This is a genomic window from Rathayibacter sp. AY1E2, assembly GCF_002932325.1.
Taxonomy (GTDB): Bacteria; Actinomycetota; Actinomycetes; order Actinomycetales; family Microbacteriaceae; genus Rathayibacter.
Window position 1 is genome coordinate 18,447 of the sequence record NZ_PSVO01000019.1, and the last position, 20,612, is coordinate 39,058.

Sequence of the window (20,612 nt, forward strand, 5' to 3'; positions counted from 1 at the left end):
GGACGGCCGACGGGGCCCCTCCTGCGAGAGGAGGAGCCCCGTCGGGACGGATCGGCGGCTAGACCGCCTTCGTCACCAGGTTCACCAGGCGCGGCGCCCGCACGATCGCCTTCACGACCTCGCGGCCGACGAGAGCCCGGGCGACGCCGGCCGTGGCCCGCGCCTTCTCCTCGAGCTCGTCGGAGGAGATCTTCGGCGAGACCTCGAGCCGGTCGCGGACCTTGCCGTCGACCTGCAGGATCGCCGTGACCTTCTCCTCGACCAGCAGCGACGGGTCGGCCTTGCGCCAGAGCGCGTGCGCGACGGTGCCCTCGTAGCCCAGGCGGTGCCACATGTCCTCGGCCGTGTACGGCGCGAACAGGTTGAGAGCCATCGCGACCACCTCGACCGCCTCGCGGACCGCGGGGTCCCCGGCCCCGGCACCCGAGTCGACGACCTTGCGGGTCGCGTTGACGAGCTCCATCAGCCGCGCGACCACGACGTTGAACTTGAACGCCTCGATCAGCGACGGGGACTCCGCGAGGAACCGGTGGGTCTGGCGGCGCAGAGCCGCGTCGCCCGACTTCCACTCGACGTCGGGCCTCGAGGTGACGTCCTTCGCCAGGCGCCAGGCGCGGGCGAGGAACTTCGCGCTGCCGCCGGGCGAGACGTCGGCCCAGTCGATGTCGTCCTCGGGCGGGCCGGCGAACGCCATCGTCAGGCGCACGGCGTCGACGCCGAACTCGTCCAGCTGGTCCGAGAGGCGGACGATGTTGCCCTTCGACTTCGACATCGCCGCGCCGTCCATCTGCACCATGCCCTGGTTGAGCAGCGCCGTGAAGGGCTCCGTGAACGACACGTAGCCCAGGTCGAACAGCACCTTGGTGATGAAGCGCGCGTACAGCAGGTGCAGGATCGCGTGCGTCACGCCTCCGACGTACTGGTCGACGGGCGCCCACTTCTCGGCGAGCTTCGGATCGAAGGCCTGCGTGTCGTCCTTCGGCGAGAGGAAGCGGAGGAAGTACCACGAGGAGTCGACGAAGGTGTCCATCGTGTCCGGGTCGCGGCGCGCGGGCGAGCCGTCCACTGGGTGCGGCACGTTCACCCAGTCCTCCGCCGCTCCGAGCGGCGACGAGCCCTTCGGCTGCAGGTCGAGGCCGTCGGTGGAGGGCAGGACGACGGGCAGCTGGTCCTCGGGCACCGGCACGAGCTCGCCGTCGGCTCCGTGGATGATCGGGATGGGGGTGCCCCAGTAGCGCTGACGGGAGATCAGCCAGTCGCGCAGGCGGTAGTTCTTGGCCGAGCGGCCGCGGCCGCGCTCCTCGAGCATCCTGATGACGCGCTCGATGGCGGTGCGCTTGGAGAGCCCGTCGAGCGGCCCGGAGTTGATCAGGCGGCCGTCGCCGGTCAGCGCCTCGCCGGTCGTGGCGGGGTCGAGCGAGTACTCCTTCTCGAGCGCGGCCAGCTCCTCCGGGTCCTCCGGGATGACCGGGATCGCCCCGGTGACGGAGGCGTTGGTGTCGACGACCACGCGCACGGGCAGGTCGAAGGCGCGGGCGAAGTCGAGGTCGCGCTGGTCGTGCGCCGGCACGGCCATGACGGCTCCGTGGCCGTAGTCGGAGAGGACGTAGTCGGCGGCCCAGATCGGCAGCCGCTCGCCGTTCACGGGGTTCACCGCGTAGCGGCCGAGGAACACGCCGGTCTTGGGGCGGTCGGCGGTCAGGCGCTCGATCTCGCTCGACTTCTGCACCGTCTCGAGGTAGCTGCGGAACGCGTCGCGGATCGCGGGCTCGGAGCCCTCGACCAGCTCGGAGGCGAGGTCGGAGTCCGGCGCGACGACCATGAAGGTCGCCCCGTAGAGCGTGTCGGGGCGCGTGGTGAAGACGGTGACGCGCTCGTCGTGGCCCTCGATCTCGAACTCGACGTCGGCGCCGATGGAGCGGCCGATCCAGTTGCGCTGCATGGCGATGACCTTCGACGGCCAGGAGCCCTCGAGCTGGTTCAGGTCGTCGAGCAGCCGGTCGGCGTAGTCGGTGATCTTGAAGTACCACTGCGTGAGCTTCTTCTTGACCACGACCGCGCCGGAGCGCTCGGAGGTGCCGTCCGCCAGGACCTGCTCGTTCGCCAGGACCGTCTGGTCCACCGGGTCCCAGTTGACCCAGCTGTCCTTGCGGTAGGCGAGGCCCTTCTCGTACATCTTGAGGAACAGCCACTGGTTCCACTTGTAGTACTCGGGGTCGGAGGTGTGCAGCACGCGGTCCCAGTCGAAGGACGCGGCGTAGCGCTTCATCGAGCGCTTCTGCTGCTCGATGTTGTCGTAGGTCCAGGTGACCGGGTTCAGCCCGCGCTTGATCGCGGCGTTCTCGGCGGGCAGGCCGAAGCTGTCCCAGCCGATCGGGTGGAGGACGTTGAAGCCCTGCTGGCGCCAGTAGCGCGCGATCACGTCTCCGAGCGCGTACGCCTCGGCGTGGCCCATGTGCAGGTCGCCCGAGGGGTACGGGAACATATCGAGCACGTACTTGCGGGGGCGCTTGTCGTCGGGGTCGTCCGTCGCGAACGGGCGCGTCTCCTCCCAGATCGGGAGCCACTTCTCCTGGAGCGCTCGGAAGTCGTAGCGCTCCTCGTCGCTCGCGCCGGTCTGCCGGGAGGTGTCTTCTGCCACAGGTGCTTCTCACTTCTGAAGGAGGGGGAGAACGCGCACGCGTGGGCGGCTGCGTTCGACCATCAACCCTACTGGCCCTGCGAGCACGGCAGACGAACGCGGCGCCCGCTCACTCCTCGGCGGCGCCCAGCACCGCGAGGAGCGCCCGCGCCTTCAGCCGCGTCTCCTCGACCTCCTCCTCCGGCACCGAGAGCGCGGTGATGCCGCCGCCGGTCCCCAGGCGGGCGCGCTCGCCGTCGAGCACGAGGGTGCGGATGGTCATCGCGAGGTCCAGCGAGCCGTCCGAGCCCAGGCGGCCGAAGGCGCCGGAGTAGACGCCGCGGGGACCGCCCTCCCACTCCCGCAGCAGCTCCACCGCCCGGCGCTTGGGCGCTCCCGTCATCGAGCCGGCCGGGAAGAGGGCCGCGATCAGCTCGGCGATCCCGACGCCCGGCGCGCGGCGGGCCGAGACCTCGCTGACCAGCTGGTGGACGTGCGGGTAGCTCTCCACCTCGAGCAGGCGGTCGACGACGACGGAGCCGGGGGCGGCGATCCGGGCGAGGTCGTTGCGGACGAGGTCCACGATCATCACGTTCTCGGCCCGCTCCTTCACGCTCGACACGAGCTCGTCCCGGAGCGCGCGGTCCTCGTCGGCGTCCCGGCCCCGGGGGCGCGTGCCCTTGATGGGATGCGTGGCGACGCGTCCATCGGCCCCGCCGGTGAGGAACCGCTCGGGCGAGGCGCTGACGAGCGCGAGCGGGCCGAGGCGGATCAGCCCGCCGTGATGGCTCGGGCTGGAGCGGCGGAGGCGACGGTACGCCTCGACCGGATCGAACCGGCCCTCGACGACGATCTCGTCGGTGAGGCAGAGCTGGTAGGCGTCCCCCGCGCGGATGGCCTCCTGGCAGCGGCCGATCAGCGCCGTGTACTCGGCGGCGGAGTGGCGGCGGACCGGGTCGCCGGCGGGCTCGGGATCCGCGGGGTCCGCGGGTGCGGGCGCGCCGACGAGCTCGAGCAGGCGCGCGGTGAGCTCCTGCACGTCTCCCGTGGCGACCAGGCGGACGGTCCGGGTGCCGTGGTCGAACTCGAGCACGGGGTCGCCCCGGAGAAGGGCGAGGGCCGGCGGATCCGCGGGGCCGGTCGGCGCCGAGGGCAGGGAGACGGAGGCGGCTCCCGCCTCGTAGGAGATCCAGCCGTAGCGGCCGAGCGCGCGGTCGCCCGCCGGGGCCTCGTCGTCGACCGCGGCGAGCGCCGCCGCCACGTCGCCGCCGGCCTCGACGAGGAGCACGTCCTCGCGGGCGCACGCGCCGAGGTAGGAGCGGCCGCTCGTCGCTCCGAGGCCCGAGTCGAGCCAGAAAGACGCCTCGGCCGTGGCGAACAGGGCGTGGTGCGCGAGCTCCGGATCGACCCAGGGCAGCTCGATCGAGCGGACGTGCCGATCCTCCGAGACCACTGGGCTAGCGTAGGCGGTCGTGGACGGCGAGCAGGTTCGGGAGTGGGACGGGCGGGCCCTGACGAACGTTCCCGAGCCACCCGGCACCTCCCTGGACGCCGCCGACTCCTGGCTGGTGGACGAGGGACGCGTCCGCGGGCTCGACCTGCACCGCGAGCGGTTCGCCGCCTCCGTCGCCTCGGCGGGCGGGCACCCGGACGTCGAGCCGTTCCTCCACGCCGCGATCGCCGCCCTGCCCCGCGAGGGCCGCTCCTTCCCCCGCGTCGAGCTCTCGGGAGGCTCCCTCCGGCTCCGGCTGCGACCCGCCCCGCCGACGACCCGCTCCGTGGTGCTGTGGACGAGCCCCGTGGATCCGCGCCGGACACCCTCCTGGAAGGGGCCGGACGTCGCGCGTCTCGCCCTCCTGCGCACGCGCGCGCACGCCGCGGGAGCGGACGAGGCCGTGCTGCTCGACGCCGAGGGCGCCGTCATCGACGGAGCGAGCAGCGCGATCCTGTGGTGGCTGGGCGACGCGCTGGTCGTCCCTCCGGCGACGAGCACCCGCGTGCGCAGCGTGACGGCTCGCACGGTCTCGGTGCTCGCCGGCGCGCTCGGCGTGGACGTGATCGAGGCCCCGGCCGAGCCGGAGTCGCTCGAGGGCCGTGAGGTCTGGACGGCCAACGCCCTGCACGGTCTGCGGCTGGCGACCGCCTGGGTGGACGGACCGGCGCTCGCCGCGGAGCCGGGCCGCCTGGACGCCTGGCGGAAGCGGCTGGACGCTCTCAGGCGGCCTCTCCCGGCGCTCTGACCCGCGGAGGACCTCAGCTCCCGCGCGTCCCCCAGACGGAGGGCCCCCGTTCCGGTCGCACTCGTGCGTCCGCCGTGCGAGCATCGAGTACCCCCTCTTCCGGCCCCCGCCGGCCACTCGAGAAAGTCCTGCGATGACGCGTTCCCCCTCCCCCCGCCCCCTCGCCTCCGGGCTGATCGCGCTCGTCGCGACCGGTGCCCTGCTCTTCGGCGCGACCCCGGCCCTCGCCGCGGAGAACCCGCAGAAGCCCCTGTCCTCCTCCGAGGAGGCGCCGACCGGCCTCGCTCCCGCGAGCGAGTCGCCCGAGGCCGCCCAGCAGACCGCCCGCGCGGCCGTCAGCTACTACAACGCCCTCGTCGGCGGCGAGGAGCTGGCCGCCGGACAGCGGATCGTCTCGGGCACGAACGGCTACTCGTTCCGGATGCAGACCGACGGCAACGCGGTGGTCTACGACCCGCAGGGCCGCCCCACCTTCGCGACGAACACCCAGGGCCGCGGCGACCACCTGGTCATGCAGACCGACGGCAACATGGTCGTCTACTCCGCCAAGGGCGGCCCCGTGTGGAGCACGAACACGATCAACGAGGCGGGCGCCTCGGTGATCATGCAGCCCGACGGCAACCTCGTCGTCTACCGCGAGAACGGCTCGCCCGCCTGGGCGAGCAGCGTCCGCCGCGTCATCGCCGAGCCGGTGACCGACACGCTGTTCACGGAGCAGACCCTCCGCCCCGTCCACCAGCTCACCTCCGCCGACGGCCGCTTCAGCGCCGTCATGCAGAACGACGGCAACTTCGTCGGCTACGGCCCCCAGGGCGCCGTCTGGGGCACCGGCACCGGCGGCTCCGGCAATCGCATCACCATGCAGAAGGACGGCAACGCCGTCGTCTACGGCTCCGACGGCTCCGTCAAGTGGTTCTCGGGCACGCGCGGCAAGGACCTCCGCCTGGGCATCAACAACGCCGGCTCGCTGATCATCGTGAACCCGTCCGACGACGTGATCTGGACCAGCCAGGCCGCGTTCCCCTCGACCACGCTCTACGCGGCGAACTCGCTCGAGGCGGGCAGCTTCCTCCGCTCCGCGAACGGCGTCTACCGAGCGGTGATGCAGGCGGACGGCAACTTCGTCGTCTACGGCAAGAACGGCCCGATCTGGGCGTCGAAGACCACCCGCGCGGGCGGCTTCTTCGCCCTCGACACCAGCGGGCAGATCGCCGTGGGCACCGAGACGACGAGCGGATGGTCGGTCGTCCCGCCCGCCGCGTCGGTCGGCCCCTACAAGCTCGTCATGCAGGACGATGGCAACCTCGTCGAGTACGACAGCCGCCGCGCGGTCTGGGCCAGCCGCGGCTGACGCCCTCCGCCACGACGCCCCCTGGTCCCCGGACCGGGGGGCGTCGTCGTCTCCCCCGCCGTGGGACGATTCCCCGACCCAGCCGCCCTCCCCGACAGGACCCCTGCGATGACGCACCTCCCCTCCGGCCGCTCCCTGACCGCCTCCCTCGCGGCGCTCGCCGCCACGGGCGCGCTCCTGCTGGGCTCGCTGCCCGCCGCCGCGGTCGAGGCCCCGCCCTCGGCGTCCTCCGCCGTCGCCTCCGCCGCGGTCCTCCGTGCCGGCGAGCAGCTCGCGCGCGGCGAGCGGCTGGTGTCCCCCGACGGCGCCTCCTCCCTCGTGATGCAGACCGACGGCAACGCCGTGGTCTACGCCGCCGGCGGCCGTCCCACCTGGGCCTCGGGCACCCAGGGGCGCGGCGACAGCCTGCGGATGCAGGACGACGGCAACCTCGTCGTGTACGCCGCGGACGGGCGCCCGGTCTGGGCGAGCGGCACGGTGGCCGACCCGGGCGGCGAGCTGCGGATGCAGGACGACGGCAATCTCGTCATCTACCGCCGCAGCGGCTCGGCCGCCTGGGCCAGCAGCATCGGCGGCCGGATCGACGAGCCGCGCACCGACACCCTCCGCCGCGGCAGCACCCTCTACGCGGGGAACCGGCTCGCCACCCAGGGAGGCACCACGGCGGTGATGCAGGCGGACGGCAACCTCGTGGTCTACGGGCAGGGCGGGGCTCTCTGGGCGAGCGGCACCCGCGGCCGGGGCAACGTCCTCCGGATGCAGGACGACGGGAACGCCGTGGTCTACACCGCGGACGGCGCGCCCCTGTGGGCCTCGGACACGTCCGGCGAGCCGGGCGCCACGATGGTCCTCCGCGAGGGCGATCTCCGGATCGCGGACGACTCCGGCGTGCTCTGGAGCAGTGCCGCGCTCGTCGTGCGCGACTCGCTCTCCCCGAGCGGCCTCGTCGTCGCGGGCACGCGGCTGACCTCGGCGAGCGGGCAGTGGCGGGCCGAGATGCAGCGCGACGGCAACTTCGTCGTCTACGGGCCGAACGGCGCGGACTGGGCGACGAACACCTCCTCCGCCTCCGGCGCCGCCTTCTCGATGAGCTCCGAGGGCCGGCTCGACGTGGCCGACTCCCGGATCCTCTGGCTGCGGTTCCCGAGGATCTCCTTCGGTATCGGCCAGACCGGCGTCGTCGCGCCCTACCGCCTCGTACTGCAGGACGACGGCCGCCTCGTCGAGTACGACGGCATCGGACGGGCCGTCTGGGCCAGCCGGGGCTGACGCGCGACGCATGATGGAGGGATGAGCGACCCCGGCGACTTCATCCGCTCGGCCCTGGAGTACGAGGGCGACGTCTGGCGCGCGCAGGACGTGCGCGAGCGCCTGGGAGCAGGGCTCGACTCGACAGGCGCCTCGGTCGGGGCGGTCCGCGGCACCGTCCGCGACGCGCTGAGGAAGTTCCGCTCGCTCGAGCACGACGACGTGACAGCCCTCTCCTCCGAGCTGTGGGAGCCGGCGGTGTTCGAGCCGCGGCTGGCGGCCGTCGTGCTGCTGCAGTCCCGAGCCGAGTGGCTGCGCGGCTCCGACCTCACCCGGCTCGAGGGCTTCGTCCGCGACTCCCGCGTGGACGAGCTGAGCGACCCGCTGGCCCGCGACGTCGTCGCTCCGCTCCTGGCCGGGCTGCGCGGTGCGGCGCGGACCCGGGCGGACGCGGTCCTCGACCGCTGGGAGGCGGAGGGCGGGCGCCTGGCGCGCGCGGCCTCCCTGGCGCGGGCCTCGGTCCCGACGGAGCACGGCTGAACGGCCGCTCGGACCGACCGCCCCGCGGAGCCGGACGCCTGCTCAGGCGGCCCGGTGCTCCTGAGCCGCCGTGCCGTCCGCCACCCGGATCCGCGTGTCGAACTCCAGGCCCGGATCGACCCGGTGCGCGATCAGGACCACCGTCCGCCCCTCGGCGGCGCGGAGCAGATCCCCGAGCAGAGCGTCGGCCGCGGGAGCGTCCACCGACGCCGTCGGCTCGTCCAGCACCAGGACGCGGAAGTCGGCCAGGAGTGCGCGTGCGAGGGCGATCCGCTGAGCCTGGCCGCCCGAGACGAGCGAGCCCCGCTCCCCCACCCGCGCGTCGAGCCCGCCGCGTGCAGCGACCCAGGGCCCGAGCCCGACCCGCTCGAGCACCGCCTCGAGCACGGCGCCATCGGCCTCGGGCCGCGCGAAGAGGAGGTTCTGCCGGATCGTGTCGTCGAAGAGGTACGGCTGCTGCTCCACGAGTCCGACCCGCTTCCGCACCTCCGCCTGCGGCAGCGTCCGCGCCTCGACCCCGCCCAGGAGGTAGCTGCCGGAGTGGTCGAGGAAGCGCACCAGAGCGTGCGCGAGCGTCGTCTTCCCGGAGCCGCTGCCGCCGGTGACGAGGACGCACGCACCCTCCGGCAGGTCGAGCGAGACGCCCCGCAGCGCGGGCGTGTGCGCGCCGGGCCAGCTCACCGACAGGTCGCGCAGGACGATGCCGGCGCCCCGGGGAGCCGGGGCGTCCGGGTCCACGTCCGCGTCGGTCGCGAGCGCCGGCGACGCCGCCTCGGCGTCCAGATCGGCCAGGCGCTGAGCGCTCGAGAGCGCGGTGCGCGCCGCCTGCACGGCGAGCGGCGCGGCGGCGGCGACCTCGAACACCGCGAGCGGCACGAGCGCGACGACTCCCAGCGCCGGACCGCCGAGGTCGCCGATCGCCGGGATCCCGAGCGCGAGGCCCGCCCAGACCGCTCCACCCGAGCAGAGGGCGAGGACGGCCGCGGCCAGTCCGGCGGAGGCCGCCCGCCGACGCGCCGCTCGGGCGAGCGACTCCTCCGCGCGTGCCACGTCCGCCAGAGCGTCACCCGCCGCATCGAAGGCGATGAGCACGTCGAGACGGGTGACCAGCAGGTTGAGGCGCTCGGCGAGCTCCCCGCGCAGCGGCGCCAGCTCGCGGTCCGCCTGCGCGGAGAGTCGGCCGGCGCCCAGAGCCCCGCCGGCGAAGGCGAGGACGAGCAGCGCCAGCAGCACGGCGCCCATCGCCGGCAGCAGCAGCCAGACGCCGACCACGGAGACCGCAGCGACCAGCGCCGCGACGACCAGCGGCTGCACGACGCGCAGCGGCACGTCCTGCTGGGCGTCGACGTCCGACACCACCCGGGCGACCAGGTCGCCGCGGCGCACGCGGCCCAGCCCGTCCGGCGCGACCGGCACCAGGCGCTCGTAGACGCCCGCCCGGAGCTCCGCGAGCGCGCGGAAGGCGGCGTCGTGGCCGGTCAGCCGCTCGAGGTAGCGGAAGAAGGCCCGCGCCAGCGCGAACGCCCGCACGCCCACGACGGCCATGGACAGGAACAGGATCGGCGGCTGCTCGGCCGCGCGGACGATCAGCCAGGCCGAGCAGGCCAGCAGCGCCACGACGGCCGAGGAGGAGAGCAGACCGAAGGACAGCCCCGGCAGGAAGCGGCGCGGCCCGGGCATCGCGGCGCGGAGGACGTCGGAGCGGTTCACCTCGCGACCGCCCCCGCCGGCGCCAGGGCGATCACGGCGTCGGCCGCCGCGACCGTCGCGGGCCGGTGGCTGGCGACGACGACGATCGTCCCGCTCTCCGCCAGCGTCCGGAGTCCGGCGAGCAGCGCCCGCTCGGACTCCTCGTCGAGGGCGGCGGTCGGCTCGTCCAGGGCCAGCACCGCGCACCCGCGCTCGAGCAGGCGGTGCACGGCGCGGGCGACGGCGACGCGGGCGCTCTGCCCGCCCGAGAGGCCCGTCCCCTCGGCGTCGAGCCGGCGCTCGGGGTCCACGTCGACGGCGGCGATCGCCAGGGCCCGCCGCACGCGCTCGGGGTCCGGCGAGAGTGCTCCGAGCCCGACGGCGGAGGCGACGCTCCCCGGGAGCAGGTCGGGCCGCTGGCCCGCCCAGGCGAGCGTCGACCGCAGATCCGCGACCGGCGACCCGCCGAGCAGCAGCGTGCCCGAGAAGGGCACGAAGCCCGCGAGCGCGGCGAGCAGCGTCGACTTCCCCGACCCGCTGGGCCCGGTCACCACGGTGATCGACCCGACGGGGAGCACCGCGTCGACAGGAGCGAGCGTCCGCCCGCGTCCGTCGTCGACCGCGAGACCCCGCAGCTCGAGCGCCCCCGTCGCCGCCGGGGCCTTCCCGCGAGCGGGCAGGGCCGCCGCGCGCTCGAGGACGGCGAAGGCGCGGTCCGCCGCCTGCACCCCGTCCGCCGCCGCATGGAACTCGGCACCGACCTGGCGCACCGGCAAGAACACGTCCGGCGCCAGCACCAGGACGAACAGCCCGACGGCCAGCCCCAGCGAGCCGTCGACGAGCCGCAGCCCGATCGAGACGGCGACCAGCGCGACCGAGAGCGAGCCGGCGAGCTCCAGCACGAAGCCGCTGACGAAGGTCACCCGCAGCACCTTCATCGTGTGCACGCGGTAGTCCTCGGTCAGCGCGCGGATCCGCGTCGCCTGCCGCTCGGCCCGCCCGAAGATCTTGAGTGTTGCGAGGCCGCCGACGGTGTCGACGAAGCCGGACGCGAGCGCCTGCAGCCGCTCCCACTGCCGCGCCTGCACGGCCTGGGTCGCCCAGCCGATCAGCACCATGAACACCGGGATGAGCGGCAGGGTCACCACCAGGAACACCGCGCTGAGCGGATCGGCGAGGAAGACCACGAGTGTCAGGAGCGGCGTCGCCACCGCGGTGGCGATCAGCTGCGGGAGGTAGCGGGCGAAGTAGCCGTCGAGGGAGTCCAGTCCGCCGCCCAGCAGCGCGACGACCCCGCCCGAGCCCCCTTCGGAGCGGCCCGCCGGGCCGAGCTCGACCAGTGCGGCGAGGACCGCCTGCCGCAGCTGCGCCTTCGCTCCTGCTCCTCCGCGCACAGCGTTCACCTCGGTCGCCCAGGCGAGAGCCGCCCGCGCCGCGACGACCGCGAGCAGGGCGGCCAGCAGCGGCGCGAGATCGTCGGCGCTCCTCCCGTCGACCGCACCGGCCACCAGCTGCGCCACGAGCCACGAAAAGGCGACGATCGCCAGGGTCCTCGCCAGCGCGAGCACCCCGCCGAGCAGGAGGAACACGCGGGCCGCCCGGGCGTAGCGGAGCAGGCGCGGATCGAGGGGCTTCACGTCAGTGGGCGTCGACCGGGATGTGCGCGCGGCTGATGCGCTTGCGGAAGATCCAGTAGGTCCAGGCCTGGTAGCCGACGATGAGCGGCACGAACACCAGGGCGGTCCAACTCATGACCGTCAGCGTATAGGGCGTGCTGGAGGCGTTCTCGATCGTCAGCCCGTAGGCGGGGACGTTCGAGGCCGGCATCACCGCGGGGAACAGCGTCGCGAAGAGGGCGAGCACGGCGAGCGCGATGGTGCCGGCCAGCAGCGCGAAGGCGCGTCCCTCCCGGCCCCGCGTGATGGCGAGCCAGCCGCCGACGAGGGTCGCGGCCGCGCCCGCCGAGAGCGCCCAGGAGGCGGTGCTCCCCTGGCCGAGGTTGGTCCAGGCCAGGAAGACCGCGGCGACGACCACGGTGAGCAGCCCCGCGCGGGTCGCCAGGCGGCGCGCACGCTCGCGGATCCCCCCCTCCGTCTTCAGGGCGACGAAGACGACTCCGTGCGTGAAGAAGAGCAGGAGGGTCGTCGCTCCGCCCAGGAGCGCGTAGGGGTTCAGCAGGTCCAGGACGGTGCCGGTGAAGTTGTGGTCGGCGTCCATCGGGACGCCCTGCACGATGTTCGCGAAGGCCACGCCCCAGAGGAAGGCGGGCACCGCGGAGCCGACGACGATCATCGTGTCGAAGCGCCGCTTCCACTGCGCCTCCGGACGCTGGTGACGGTACTCGAACGAGACGCCGCGTGCGATCAGCGCGAGCAGGATGAGCAGAAGCGGCAGGTAGAACCCGCTGAAGAGCGTGGCGTACCACTCCGGGAACGCGGCGAACAAGGCGGCGCCGGCGACGATCACCCACGTCTCGTTGAGGTCCCACACCGGGCCGATCGTGTTGATCAGCACGCGGCGGTCGGTGTCGTCGCGCCCGAGGAACGGGAGCGACATGCCGACGCCGAAGTCGAACCCGTCGAGGACGAAGTAGCCGATGAAGAAGAACGCGACGATCCAGAACCAGAGAACGGCGAGATCCATGAGGGGTGCCTCCTAGTAGACGGTGCCGACGAGCTGCGGGCGACCGCTCTCCTCGTCGACCTCGGGAGCGTCGTCGGGGCCGGCCTGCGCGGCCCGCTTGATCAGGCGGAACTCGACCACGGCGAGCGTGCCGTAGATCGCGGTGAAGGCGAGCAGCGAGATCAGGACCTCGAGGCCGCTCACTCCGGGCGAGACTCCGTCGGCGGTCTTCAGCAGTCCGAACACGAGCCACGGCTGGCGGCCCATCTCGGTGAAGACCCAGCCCACGATCATCGCCATCAGCGGCAGCGGGGCGGCCCAGATCGCGACCTTCCACATCCACTGCTTCGGCTCGCGGCCCTTCCGGGTGAACCAGAGGCCGGCCGCGGCCACGCCGATGGCCAGGACGCCGAGCGCCATCATCCAGCGGAACGACCAGTAGGTGACCCAGATGATCGGCGTGTAGTCGCCGGGTCCGTAGACCTGGGTGTACTGCGCCTGGAGGTCGTTGATGCCCTCGACCGTGCCGGTGAAGGTGTGCGTCGAGAGGAAGGAGAGCAGGTAGGGCATGCGGATCGAGAACAGCTCGCTCGAGCCGTCCGGCGTGCCCCAGGTGAAGACGGAGAAGGAGGCGTCGACGCCTGTGGAGGTCCTGTAGAGCGCCTCCGCGGCCGCCATCTTCATCGGCTGCGTGTCGACCATCGCGAGGCCCAGCGAGTCGCCGGTGAACAGGGTCAGGCCGCCGCTGACGAGCATCATCCAGGCGCCGAACCTCAGCGCGGGGCGCATGGTCTCGAGGTGCTGGTTCCGGGAGAGGTGGTAGGCCGCGACGCTGATGATGACGGCGGCCGAGACCATGAAGCAGGCGAAGATCGTGTGCGGGAACGCGGCGAGAGCGACCTTGTTGGTGAGGAGCGCCCAGATGTCGGTGAGCTCCGCGCGGCCCTTGGTCTCGTTGATGCGGAAGCCGACCGGGTTCTGCATGAACGCGTTCGCGGCGATGATGAAGTAGGCCGAGAGCGTGGTGCCGAGCGTGGTCAGCCAGATGGTGGCCAGGTGCAGCTTCTCGGGCAGCTTGTCCCAGCCGAAGATCCAGAGGCCGATGAAGGTCGCCTCGAGGAAGAAGGCGAGCAGGCCCTCGAACGCCAGCGGGGCCCCGAAGACGTCGCCGACGAAGCGGGAGTAGTCGCTCCAGTTCATCCCGAACTGGAACTCCTGGACGATCCCGGTCACGACGCCCATCGCGAAGTTGATCAGGAAGAGCTTCCCGAAGAACTTCGTCAGCTGCAGGTAGTGCACCTTCCCGGTGCGCACCCAGCAGGTCTGGAAGATCGCGACGGTGAGCGCCATGCCGATCGTGAGCGGCACGAACAGGAAGTGGTAGATCGTCGTCAGACCGAACTGCCATCTCGACAGCAGGAGCGGGTCCAGGAGTTCGTTCACAGCTCCGAGAGTAGGTCGGCGGAAGGGGTCCGACGGCCTTCGATCCCAGTACTGGGGCGGATGTGCGGCCTTCCGCGAGCTCCTGGCGGCACCCTTTCCGGGGTGGCCCCGGACGCCCCTCCGAGCGCGCCCGCCGACCGGTCGCTCGACGTCGAGACAGTCCCTCTCGACGTCGAGGGAGTCCCCCGCGCGGCGACTGCCGAGCGGGGCTCGCCTCCGTCGGACGCGCCGCCGCCGGCCTCTCGACGCCGAGCGATCAAGCGGTCGACGGAGCGCTGAGACTTCCTCTCACAGGCCTTCAGCGGATTCCCAGGCGCACATCCGCGAGATCGGCTCTGGGAATCCGTTCACCGCGCGACGCATCGACGGACTCGCCCGGTGAAGAGACTCCCGGGGCCGATGCCGAGGCGCCGTCGGCGGGCGCCCCGCGGTCAGCCGGCGTCGACGCGCGAGCGGGAGCCGGAGAACCAGGCGGGCGCCTGGAAGCCGTACTTCAGCACGGGCAGGTCGCGGGTGAGGCGCCAGTAGCCCAGTGCTGCCGCGACGCCTATCCCGCAGACCAGGAGCGGCACGACCGGCCCGATGACGTCGAGCCAGCGCTCTCCGTCGAAGAGCAGCAGGGCGCTCGTGGCGAGCGAGACGAAGAGGACGTGCACCACGTACACCGGGAGCGTGTTGCGGCCGATGAAGGTGATCCAGCCCGCGCCGCGCCGGTTCGAGAGGAAGCGGGCGACCACGAGCCCGGCGAGGACCGCCAGCACGCTCACCAGGACCAGCCCGATCGTCAGCAGCGGGAAGCGGGCGCGGACGGCGAGGATCACGCCGGCGAGCACGAGGAACAGCACGCCGAAGCCGACTCCGCTGAGGATCCCGCGGCGCTCCACGAACGCGATCACCGCGTTCCGCAGGTAGAGGCCGAGCAGGAAGAACATCAGGTAGCGGGCCATGCCGTCCCAGGCGATGTTCCCGGTGCCCTCGGAGGTGCTGGAGCGGACGGCGTACCAGACCACGGCGATCGCGGTCGCGATGCCGATCTGCACCCGCCAGTCGATCCGGCCCTGCGCGAGCTTGGCGGCCACGAAGAAGATCGTGAGCGCGTAGAGGAACCAGAGCCCGTTGTGCGGCATCACCGGCTGGAGGAGCAGCGCGAGCGGGTCGGACTCGTCGGTGCCGCCCGGGTTGGGCACCACCAGGAAGAAGAGGAACCGCACCACGGACCAGAGCAGGAAGGCCCAGACCAGCAGGCTCAGCCGCGAACGCCAGAGTTCCGGCCACGACCGGGTGAGCACGGAGCCGGCGAACAGCCCCGAGGCGAGGAAGAACAGCGGCATCCGGAAGGTGATGAGGAGGAGGTTGATCTCGTTCCACGAGTCGGGGGCGATCCCGGCCGTCGTGGTCCACTGCACGGAGTGGGCCAGGGCGACCAGGATGATCGCGATGCCCTTCGCCGTGTCCACCCAGGTGATGCGTGCGCGTGCCATGAGTCCTCGTCGTGATCGTCCATCGGAAGTCGGCCGGCGGCGACGATGACGATGGCGATGTGCAAGTGTCGCACGGCTGTGCATCCTCTGTGATGTTCTGCGCGTATTCGATCACGGCGATCCGGTGACGGAGAGACGGCCACCGGGTGCGCGGGTCCTCGGCCGACCGCCTCGTGGACGACGCGCCCCCGCCGATGCCCGAGGATCGAGCCATGACTCGAGCGATGCCCCCCGGCTCCGCCCCCGGCCCCCGCCGCATCCGCCTCCGCCTCCTGGTCGCGCTGCTGGTGCTCGCGCTGGTCCTCGCCGGCGCGGGCATCGCCCTCTCGCTCGCCTCGCGGAGCGGAGGCGCGGGCGCTCCGCTCGCGAGCTCCCCCGACCCCGGCCCGACCTCCTCCGTCGACATGGCCGAGCGCGTCGCCGGTCTCGAGAAGCGCTTCGCCGCCGGGTTCCCGCAGCACAGCATCGTCCTCACGGGCAGCTCCACGATCGGCCGCTGGACGACCTCCAAGGAGGACCTGCGCCCGCTCGAGACCTACAACATCGGGATCGGCGGCACGACCGTCGCCGATCACCTCGCGTGGCTGGACCGCATGGTCGCCCCCTTCGATCCCCGCGCCGTGATCGTGTACGTGGGAGCGAACGACATCAGCGGCGAGGAGGGCTCGCGCACCGGCGCCCAGACCGCCGGCGCCGTCGTCGAGTACCTCCAGCGCGTGGAGGAGGTCGCCCCCGACGCCGAGCTGTTCTACGTCGAGATCGCGGAGACGCCCGCCCGCGCCTCCGTCGGCGCCGAGGTCCGCGCCGCCAACACCGCGGTCAGCGCCTACGCCGAGACGGACGACCGCGTCACCTTCGTCCCCACCGCCGACGCGCTCGTCACCTCCGACGGCTCTGTCGACCCCTCCCTCTTCGTCGACGACGGCCTGCACTTCGACGAGGCCGGCTACGCCCGGTTCTCGGAGGCGGTCCGCGCGGTGGTCCTGCCCGCTCTGGAGTGAACCGGCGGGCCGACGCACTGCAGCCCCGCTCGACGTGAGCGGCCCGGGGACACCGCGCCCGGAGCCCCCAGTGTTGACCCTGAAGGGGGACACGGCCCCTCCGCCGCGCGCGCCTATCCTGGCCCCGCGTCATCGCCGACAGCGCCCTCTGCACCGCCGCAGACCGCCGCTCGCTCAGCAGCGCCGACCGTCTCGGAGTCACCGATGCCCCGCTCGAGGATCCGCCCCCGCGGTCTCGCCCTGCTCACCGTCCTGGCGATCACGGCCGCCGCGCTCGTCGCCGGGCCCGCGGGTCCGGCGTCCGCCGCTCCCGTCGTGCCCGCCGGCTTCACCGACTCGCGGGTGGCGGCCGTCCCCGCGCCGACCGCCCTCGCCTTCACGACCGACGGGCGCACCCTCGTCTCCTCGCAGACCGGAGCGATCCGGGTGATCCGCGCCGGCGGCCTGGTCGCCACTCCGGCCCTCGACCTGCGCTCGAAGGTCTGCGCCAACGGCGAGCGCGGTGTGCTCGGCCTCGCGGTCGACCCGGCACCGGGCTCGCGCACCGTCGTCGTCTACTACACCGCGAAGGGCTCCGACTCCTCCTGCCCGACCAACGCCGGCGGCACGGTGAATCCCGCGGGAGCCCCGCGCAACCGCGTCTCCTCGTTCCAGCTCGGCACCGACGACCGCATCGACCCGGCCTCCGAGCGCGTCCTCCTCGACGGCATCTACTCCCCCGCGAGCAACCACAACGGCGGCGACCTCGCCATCGGCAAGGACGGCCTGCTCTACGTCAGCGTCGGCGACGGCGGTTGCGACTACCGCGGCGGAGTCGGCTCGCCGGGCGGCAGCGGCTGCGGCGGCCGGAACGACGCCGCCCGCGACCCGAACATCCTGAACGGCAAGATCCTCCGGATCACCCTCACCGGCGGCGTCCCGGCCGGCAACCCCTACCTGGGCACCGGGACCGCCTCCTGCCGGCTCGCCCCGGCCGCCGCGGGCGTGCGCTGCCGCGAGACCTTCGCGAGCGGCCTGCGCAATCCGTTCCGGATGGCCTTCGACCCGAACGCGACCGGCACCGTCTTCCGCATCAACGACGTGGGCCAGGACGCCTGGGAGGAGATCGACCAGGGCGTCGCCGGCGCCGACTACGGCTGGAACACCCGTGAGGGCCACTGCGCGAAGACCGGCTCGGCCTCGAACTGCGGAGCCGCGGCGCCCGCCGGGCTCACCGACCCGGTCCACGACTACGCGCACAGCAGCGGCTGCGCCTCGATCACGGGCGGCGCCTACGTCCCCCGCGGCGTCTGGCCGGCCGCCTACGACGGCGCGTACCTCTTCGGCGACTACGTGTGCGGGAAGATCCGGACCCTCGGCCGCACCGGCGCGGCCGGCGACCTCGTGACCGGCCTCGGCGGCAGCAGCGCCGTCGCCATGGCCTTCGGTCCCTCGCGCGGGACCCAGGACCTCTTCTACACCAGCTACGCGAACGGCGGCGAGGTCCGGCGCCTCGCCTACACCGCCGCGGCGAACCGCGCCCCGACCGCGACCCTCACCGCCGCCCCCTCCTCCGGCGCGGCTCCTCTCGCCGCGCGGCTGAACGGCTCGGGCAGCAGCGACCCGGAGGGCGGTGCCCTGACCTACCTGTGGTCGTTCGGCGACGGCACCCCCGACCGCATCACGACCGGCCCGACCTTCACCCACAGCTACGCCGCCGGCAGCTGGACCGCGTCCCTCCGCGTCCGCGATCCGAAGGGAGCCGTCTCCGCACCCGCGACGACGAGGATCACCTCGGGCGACAGTGCCCCGACGGTGAGCATCACCGCACCCGCCGACGGAGGGGTGTTCGTGACGGGCCGGAGCTACGGCCTCCGCGCCACGGCGACCGACGCCGAGGACGGCGTCCTGCCCGCCTCGGCGCTCACCTGGACCGTCCAGCGCCGCCACGCTCAGCACACGCATCCCTTCCTCGGGCCGCTGACGGGGAACGACCTCTCCTTCGTCGCCCCCGGCCCGGAGGACCTCGCCGCCGCCGCGGACAGCGACCTCCTGATCAGCGTCACGGCGACGGACTCGAGCGGAGTGTCGACGACGGCGACGCGGACGTTCTCCCCGCAGAAGGTCTCCGTCACCCTGGCCACCGCTCCCGCCGGCCGGACGGTCGTCGTCAACGGCACCGAGGTCGCCGGAGGCACGACCGTCGTCTCGTGGGCGGGCTCGGCCCTCCAGCTGGAGGTCCCGGACCAGACCGACGCGTCGGGCACGGCCTACCGGTTCTCGTCCTGGTCGGACGGCGGCGCCGCCTCGCACAGCGTCGTCACTCCCGGGAGCAGCACCACGCTGACGGCGACCCTCGTCGCCGCCGGGCTCCCCGGCGCGCCGACCGCGGTCACCGCCACGGCGGGCTCGGACGGCACGGCGACGCTCGCGTGGTCGCCCCCCGCGGGGACCGGTGGCTCGGCGGTCACCGGCTACCGGGTGTCGCGCGACGGGTCCGACACGAGCGGAGCCGGAGCCTGGAGCGCCGTGGTCGCCGCGACCAAGCGCTCGCAGACCTTCACGAAGCTGGTCCCGGGCCGCAGCTACACCCTCTCAGTGCAGGCGGTCACGGCGAACGGCACCGGCCCGGCGGCCTCCGCGCTCGTCGCCGTCCCCTGACCGCTCGGCGTCCACCGGCCTCCCGGGCGCAGCCCTGCCGCCGCCCAGCCGTGCGCCCCTACGATCGAGCCATGCCGAGCATCCGGAGCCGCCGTCGGCCCCAGCCCCCGATCGAGTCCGCGGCGGGCGGGGGCGCCCGGTGAACGACACCCTCACCGGGATCCTGGACTTCGTCGTCAGCGTCCCCCCGGTCTGGCGGACGCTCCTCGCCGGACTCGCGATCTTCTTCGAGACCACGATCCTGGCGGGCCTCGTCGTCCCCGGCGACACGATCGTGATCGTCAGCGCGACCGGCGTGACCAGCCCGCTGCAGTTCGCGGCGCTGGCCGTCACGGTCGTCATCGGCGCCCTCTGCGGCGAGTCCGTCGGCTTCTACCTCGGCCGCTGGTTCGGGCCGCGGATCCGCGCGTCGCGCCTGGGACGCCGGCTCGGCGAGAAGAACTGGCTGAAGGCCGAGCGCTACCTCGCGCGGCGCGGCGGGTTCGCCGTGTTCCTCTCGCGCTTCCTGCCGGTGCTGCACTCGCTGATCCCGCTGACGGTGGGGATGAGCGGGATGCGCTACCGGACCTTCATGGCCTGGACGATCCCGGCGTGCGTGCTCTGGTCGTCCGCCTACGTCGGCGTCGGCGCAGCCGCGGCCGGCAGCTACCGGGAGCTCTCGGAGAGCCTGCACGGCGCCGGCTACGTCTTCGTGGGCGTCATCGTCGTCTTCGCCCTGCTCGTGCTCCTCGGGAAGAAGCTCCTGAACAGAGCGGAGGCGCGTCACCTCGACGAGTGACGCGCCTCCGGGCGTGGATCCGCGGAGGATCAGTCGACGAGACCCGCCGACTTCAGCCACTCGCCCGCGATCGCGGACGCGGACTTCTGCTCGTTGACGCTCTCGGAGTTGAGGGCGACGAGGTCGTCCGCCGTGAGCTTCGCGCTGACCGCGTTCAGCACCTCGGCCGCGTCGTCCGTGATCTTGCTCGAGACGATCGGCACGACGTTGTCGGCCACGAACAGTCCGTCCGGGTCCTCGAGAGCGACGAGGTCGTTCTTCTGGATGTTCGGGTCGGCCGTGTAGACGTTCGCCAGCTGGATCTGGTCGCTGGTGAGCGCGTCGACGGTGGTCGATCCGCCGCTGTCCTCGATCGCCTGGAAGGTGGTCGTGATGCCGTACTTCGACTGCAGGGTGTCGGGCCCGTAGGGGCGCGTCTGCAGCTCGGAGTTGCCGCCGACCACGATCGGGTCGGTGACGTTCTTGAGCGACGCGATGTCGGTCAGGTCCCACTTGTCGGCGAAGGCCTGGGTGACGGTGTACGAGTTCTGGTCGCTGGCCTCGGCGGCGTCGAGGGCGCGGAGGCCGTCGGGCAGCGCGTCGCCGAGCGCGGAGTACACGTCGTCGGCGGTGGTGGCCGTCGCGTCGGGCTCGAGCGCCTGCAGGAGGCTGCCGTCGTACTCCGGGAAGACGTCGATGGATCCGCTCTCGATCTCGGGCAGGTAGATCTCGCGCTGGCCGATGCGCAGCTGGCGGTCGACGGTGAAGCCGTCGTTCTCCAGGGCCTGCGCGTAGATCTCGGCGAGGATCTCGTTCGAGTAGTAGTCCTGCGAGCCGACCACGATGGTCTCGCTGCCCGCAGTCGCACCCGATCCCTCATCGAGCGGATCGCTCGAGGAACACCCTGCCAGTGCCACGACGGCACCGACCGCGAGTGCGCTGAGCGCGACACGGCCCTTCGTGAAATGTGCTGTGAACAT

15 protein-coding genes are annotated in these 20,612 nt (G+C 72.9%); 7 read left to right on the forward strand and 8 right to left on the reverse strand.

Annotation, left to right across the window (positions count from 1 at the left end):
- Positions 1 to 58 precede the first annotated feature (58 nt).
- The gene (gene leuS, locus C5C49_RS12950; protein WP_104346319.1) at positions 59 to 2,641 is read right to left on the reverse strand and encodes a leucine--tRNA ligase; all 2,583 of its coding nucleotides are present in this window, start codon (positions 2,639 to 2,641) and stop codon (positions 59 to 61) included.
- Between the two features lie 109 nt (positions 2,642 to 2,750).
- The gene (gene pabB / locus C5C49_RS12955; protein ID WP_104346320.1) at positions 2,751 to 4,073 is read right to left on the reverse strand and encodes an aminodeoxychorismate synthase component I; all 1,323 of its coding nucleotides are present in this window, start codon (positions 4,071 to 4,073) and stop codon (positions 2,751 to 2,753) included.
- A gap of 19 nt (positions 4,074 to 4,092) precedes the next feature.
- On the opposite strand from pabB, the gene C5C49_RS12960 reads away from it, so the two are divergent.
- From C5C49_RS12960 to C5C49_RS12975, 4 genes are all read left to right on the forward strand, one after another.
- The gene (locus C5C49_RS12960) at positions 4,093 to 4,860 is read left to right on the forward strand and encodes an aminotransferase class IV (RefSeq protein ID WP_258068468.1); all 768 of its coding nucleotides are present in this window, start codon (positions 4,093 to 4,095) and stop codon (positions 4,858 to 4,860) included.
- A gap of 133 nt (positions 4,861 to 4,993) precedes the next feature.
- Entirely contained in the window at positions 4,994 to 6,211 is a 1,218-nt protein-coding gene (locus C5C49_RS12965; protein ID WP_104346321.1) for a hypothetical protein, read from the forward strand.
- A 108-nt stretch (positions 6,212 to 6,319) separates the two neighbouring features.
- Positions 6,320 to 7,480: a hypothetical protein gene (locus tag C5C49_RS12970; protein WP_104346322.1), complete on the forward strand. Its 1,161-nt coding sequence runs from the start codon at positions 6,320 to 6,322 to the stop codon at positions 7,478 to 7,480.
- Positions 7,481 to 7,501: 21 nt separating this feature from the next.
- Positions 7,502 to 7,999, forward strand: coding sequence for a DNA alkylation repair protein (locus C5C49_RS12975; protein WP_104325294.1), 498 nt, complete (start codon positions 7,502 to 7,504; stop codon positions 7,997 to 7,999).
- 42 nt (positions 8,000 to 8,041) lie between these two features.
- Here the strand turns inward: C5C49_RS12975 and cydC are convergent, their stop codons facing one another.
- The 5 genes from cydC to C5C49_RS13000 all read right to left on the reverse strand — a co-directional run bounded on the left by cydC (position 8,042) and on the right by C5C49_RS13000 (position 15,234).
- Complete coding sequence (cydC, locus tag C5C49_RS12980) at positions 8,042 to 9,709, reverse strand: thiol reductant ABC exporter subunit CydC (RefSeq protein WP_104346323.1); 1,668 nt, start codon at positions 9,707 to 9,709, stop codon at positions 8,042 to 8,044.
- Positions 9,706 to 11,325, reverse strand: coding sequence for a thiol reductant ABC exporter subunit CydD (gene cydD / locus C5C49_RS12985; protein ID WP_104346324.1), 1,620 nt, complete (start codon positions 11,323 to 11,325; stop codon positions 9,706 to 9,708). Before cydD ends, cydC begins: the two co-directional genes overlap by 4 nt.
- Before the next feature lies 1 nt (position 11,326).
- The gene (gene cydB / locus C5C49_RS12990) at positions 11,327 to 12,331 is read right to left on the reverse strand and encodes a cytochrome d ubiquinol oxidase subunit II (protein WP_104223117.1); all 1,005 of its coding nucleotides are present in this window, start codon (positions 12,329 to 12,331) and stop codon (positions 11,327 to 11,329) included.
- A gap of 12 nt (positions 12,332 to 12,343) precedes the next feature.
- A complete protein-coding gene (locus C5C49_RS12995) occupies positions 12,344 to 13,753 on the reverse strand; it encodes a cytochrome ubiquinol oxidase subunit I (RefSeq protein ID WP_104346325.1) in 1,410 nt (469 codons plus the stop codon).
- Between the two features lie 431 nt (positions 13,754 to 14,184).
- Positions 14,185 to 15,234: an acyltransferase family protein gene (locus tag C5C49_RS13000; RefSeq protein ID WP_104348320.1), complete on the reverse strand. Its 1,050-nt coding sequence runs from the start codon at positions 15,232 to 15,234 to the stop codon at positions 14,185 to 14,187.
- Between the two features lie 212 nt (positions 15,235 to 15,446).
- Here C5C49_RS13000 and C5C49_RS13005 point away from each other — a divergent pair, with 212 nt between their 5' ends.
- From C5C49_RS13005 to C5C49_RS13015, 3 genes are all read left to right on the forward strand, one after another.
- On the forward strand, positions 15,447 to 16,235 hold the full coding sequence (locus tag C5C49_RS13005; protein ID WP_181135781.1) for a GDSL-type esterase/lipase family protein: 789 nt from the start codon (positions 15,447 to 15,449) through the stop codon (positions 16,233 to 16,235).
- 204 nt (positions 16,236 to 16,439) lie between these two features.
- Positions 16,440 to 18,875, forward strand: a complete 2,436-nt coding sequence (locus C5C49_RS13010) for a PQQ-dependent sugar dehydrogenase (RefSeq protein ID WP_181135782.1) — start codon at positions 16,440 to 16,442, stop codon at positions 18,873 to 18,875.
- Between the two features lie 139 nt (positions 18,876 to 19,014).
- Positions 19,015 to 19,653: a DedA family protein gene (locus C5C49_RS13015; protein ID WP_104223112.1), complete on the forward strand. Its 639-nt coding sequence runs from the start codon at positions 19,015 to 19,017 to the stop codon at positions 19,651 to 19,653.
- Between the two features lie 29 nt (positions 19,654 to 19,682).
- On the opposite strand, the gene C5C49_RS13020 is transcribed toward C5C49_RS13015, so the two are convergent.
- The gene (locus C5C49_RS13020; RefSeq protein ID WP_104223111.1) at positions 19,683 to 20,612 is read right to left on the reverse strand and encodes an ABC transporter substrate-binding protein; all 930 of its coding nucleotides are present in this window, start codon (positions 20,610 to 20,612) and stop codon (positions 19,683 to 19,685) included.

Bases quoted from the DNA above. Each gene is read 5' to 3' on its own strand.
- C5C49_RS12965 (WP_104346321.1), top strand. From the start codon at position 4,994: ATGACGCGTTCCCCCTCCCCCCGCCCCCTCGCCTCCGGGCTGATCGCG.
- C5C49_RS12970 (WP_104346322.1), top strand. From the start codon at position 6,320: ATGACGCACCTCCCCTCCGGCCGCTCCCTGACCGCCTCCCTCGCGGCG.
- C5C49_RS12975 (WP_104325294.1), top strand. From the start codon at position 7,502: ATGAGCGACCCCGGCGACTTCATCCGCTCGGCCCTGGAGTACGAGGGC.
- cydB (WP_104223117.1), bottom strand. From the start codon at position 12,331: ATGGATCTCGCCGTTCTCTGGTTCTGGATCGTCGCGTTCTTCTTCATC.
- C5C49_RS13000 (WP_104348320.1), bottom strand. From the start codon at position 15,234: ATGGCACGCGCACGCATCACCTGGGTGGACACGGCGAAGGGCATCGCG.
- C5C49_RS13005 (WP_181135781.1), top strand. From the start codon at position 15,447: ATGACTCGAGCGATGCCCCCCGGCTCCGCCCCCGGCCCCCGCCGCATC.
- C5C49_RS13010 (WP_181135782.1), top strand. From the start codon at position 16,440: ATGCCCCGCTCGAGGATCCGCCCCCGCGGTCTCGCCCTGCTCACCGTC.
- C5C49_RS13020 (WP_104223111.1), bottom strand. From the start codon at position 20,612: ATGTTCACAGCACATTTCACGAAGGGCCGTGTCGCGCTCAGCGCACTC.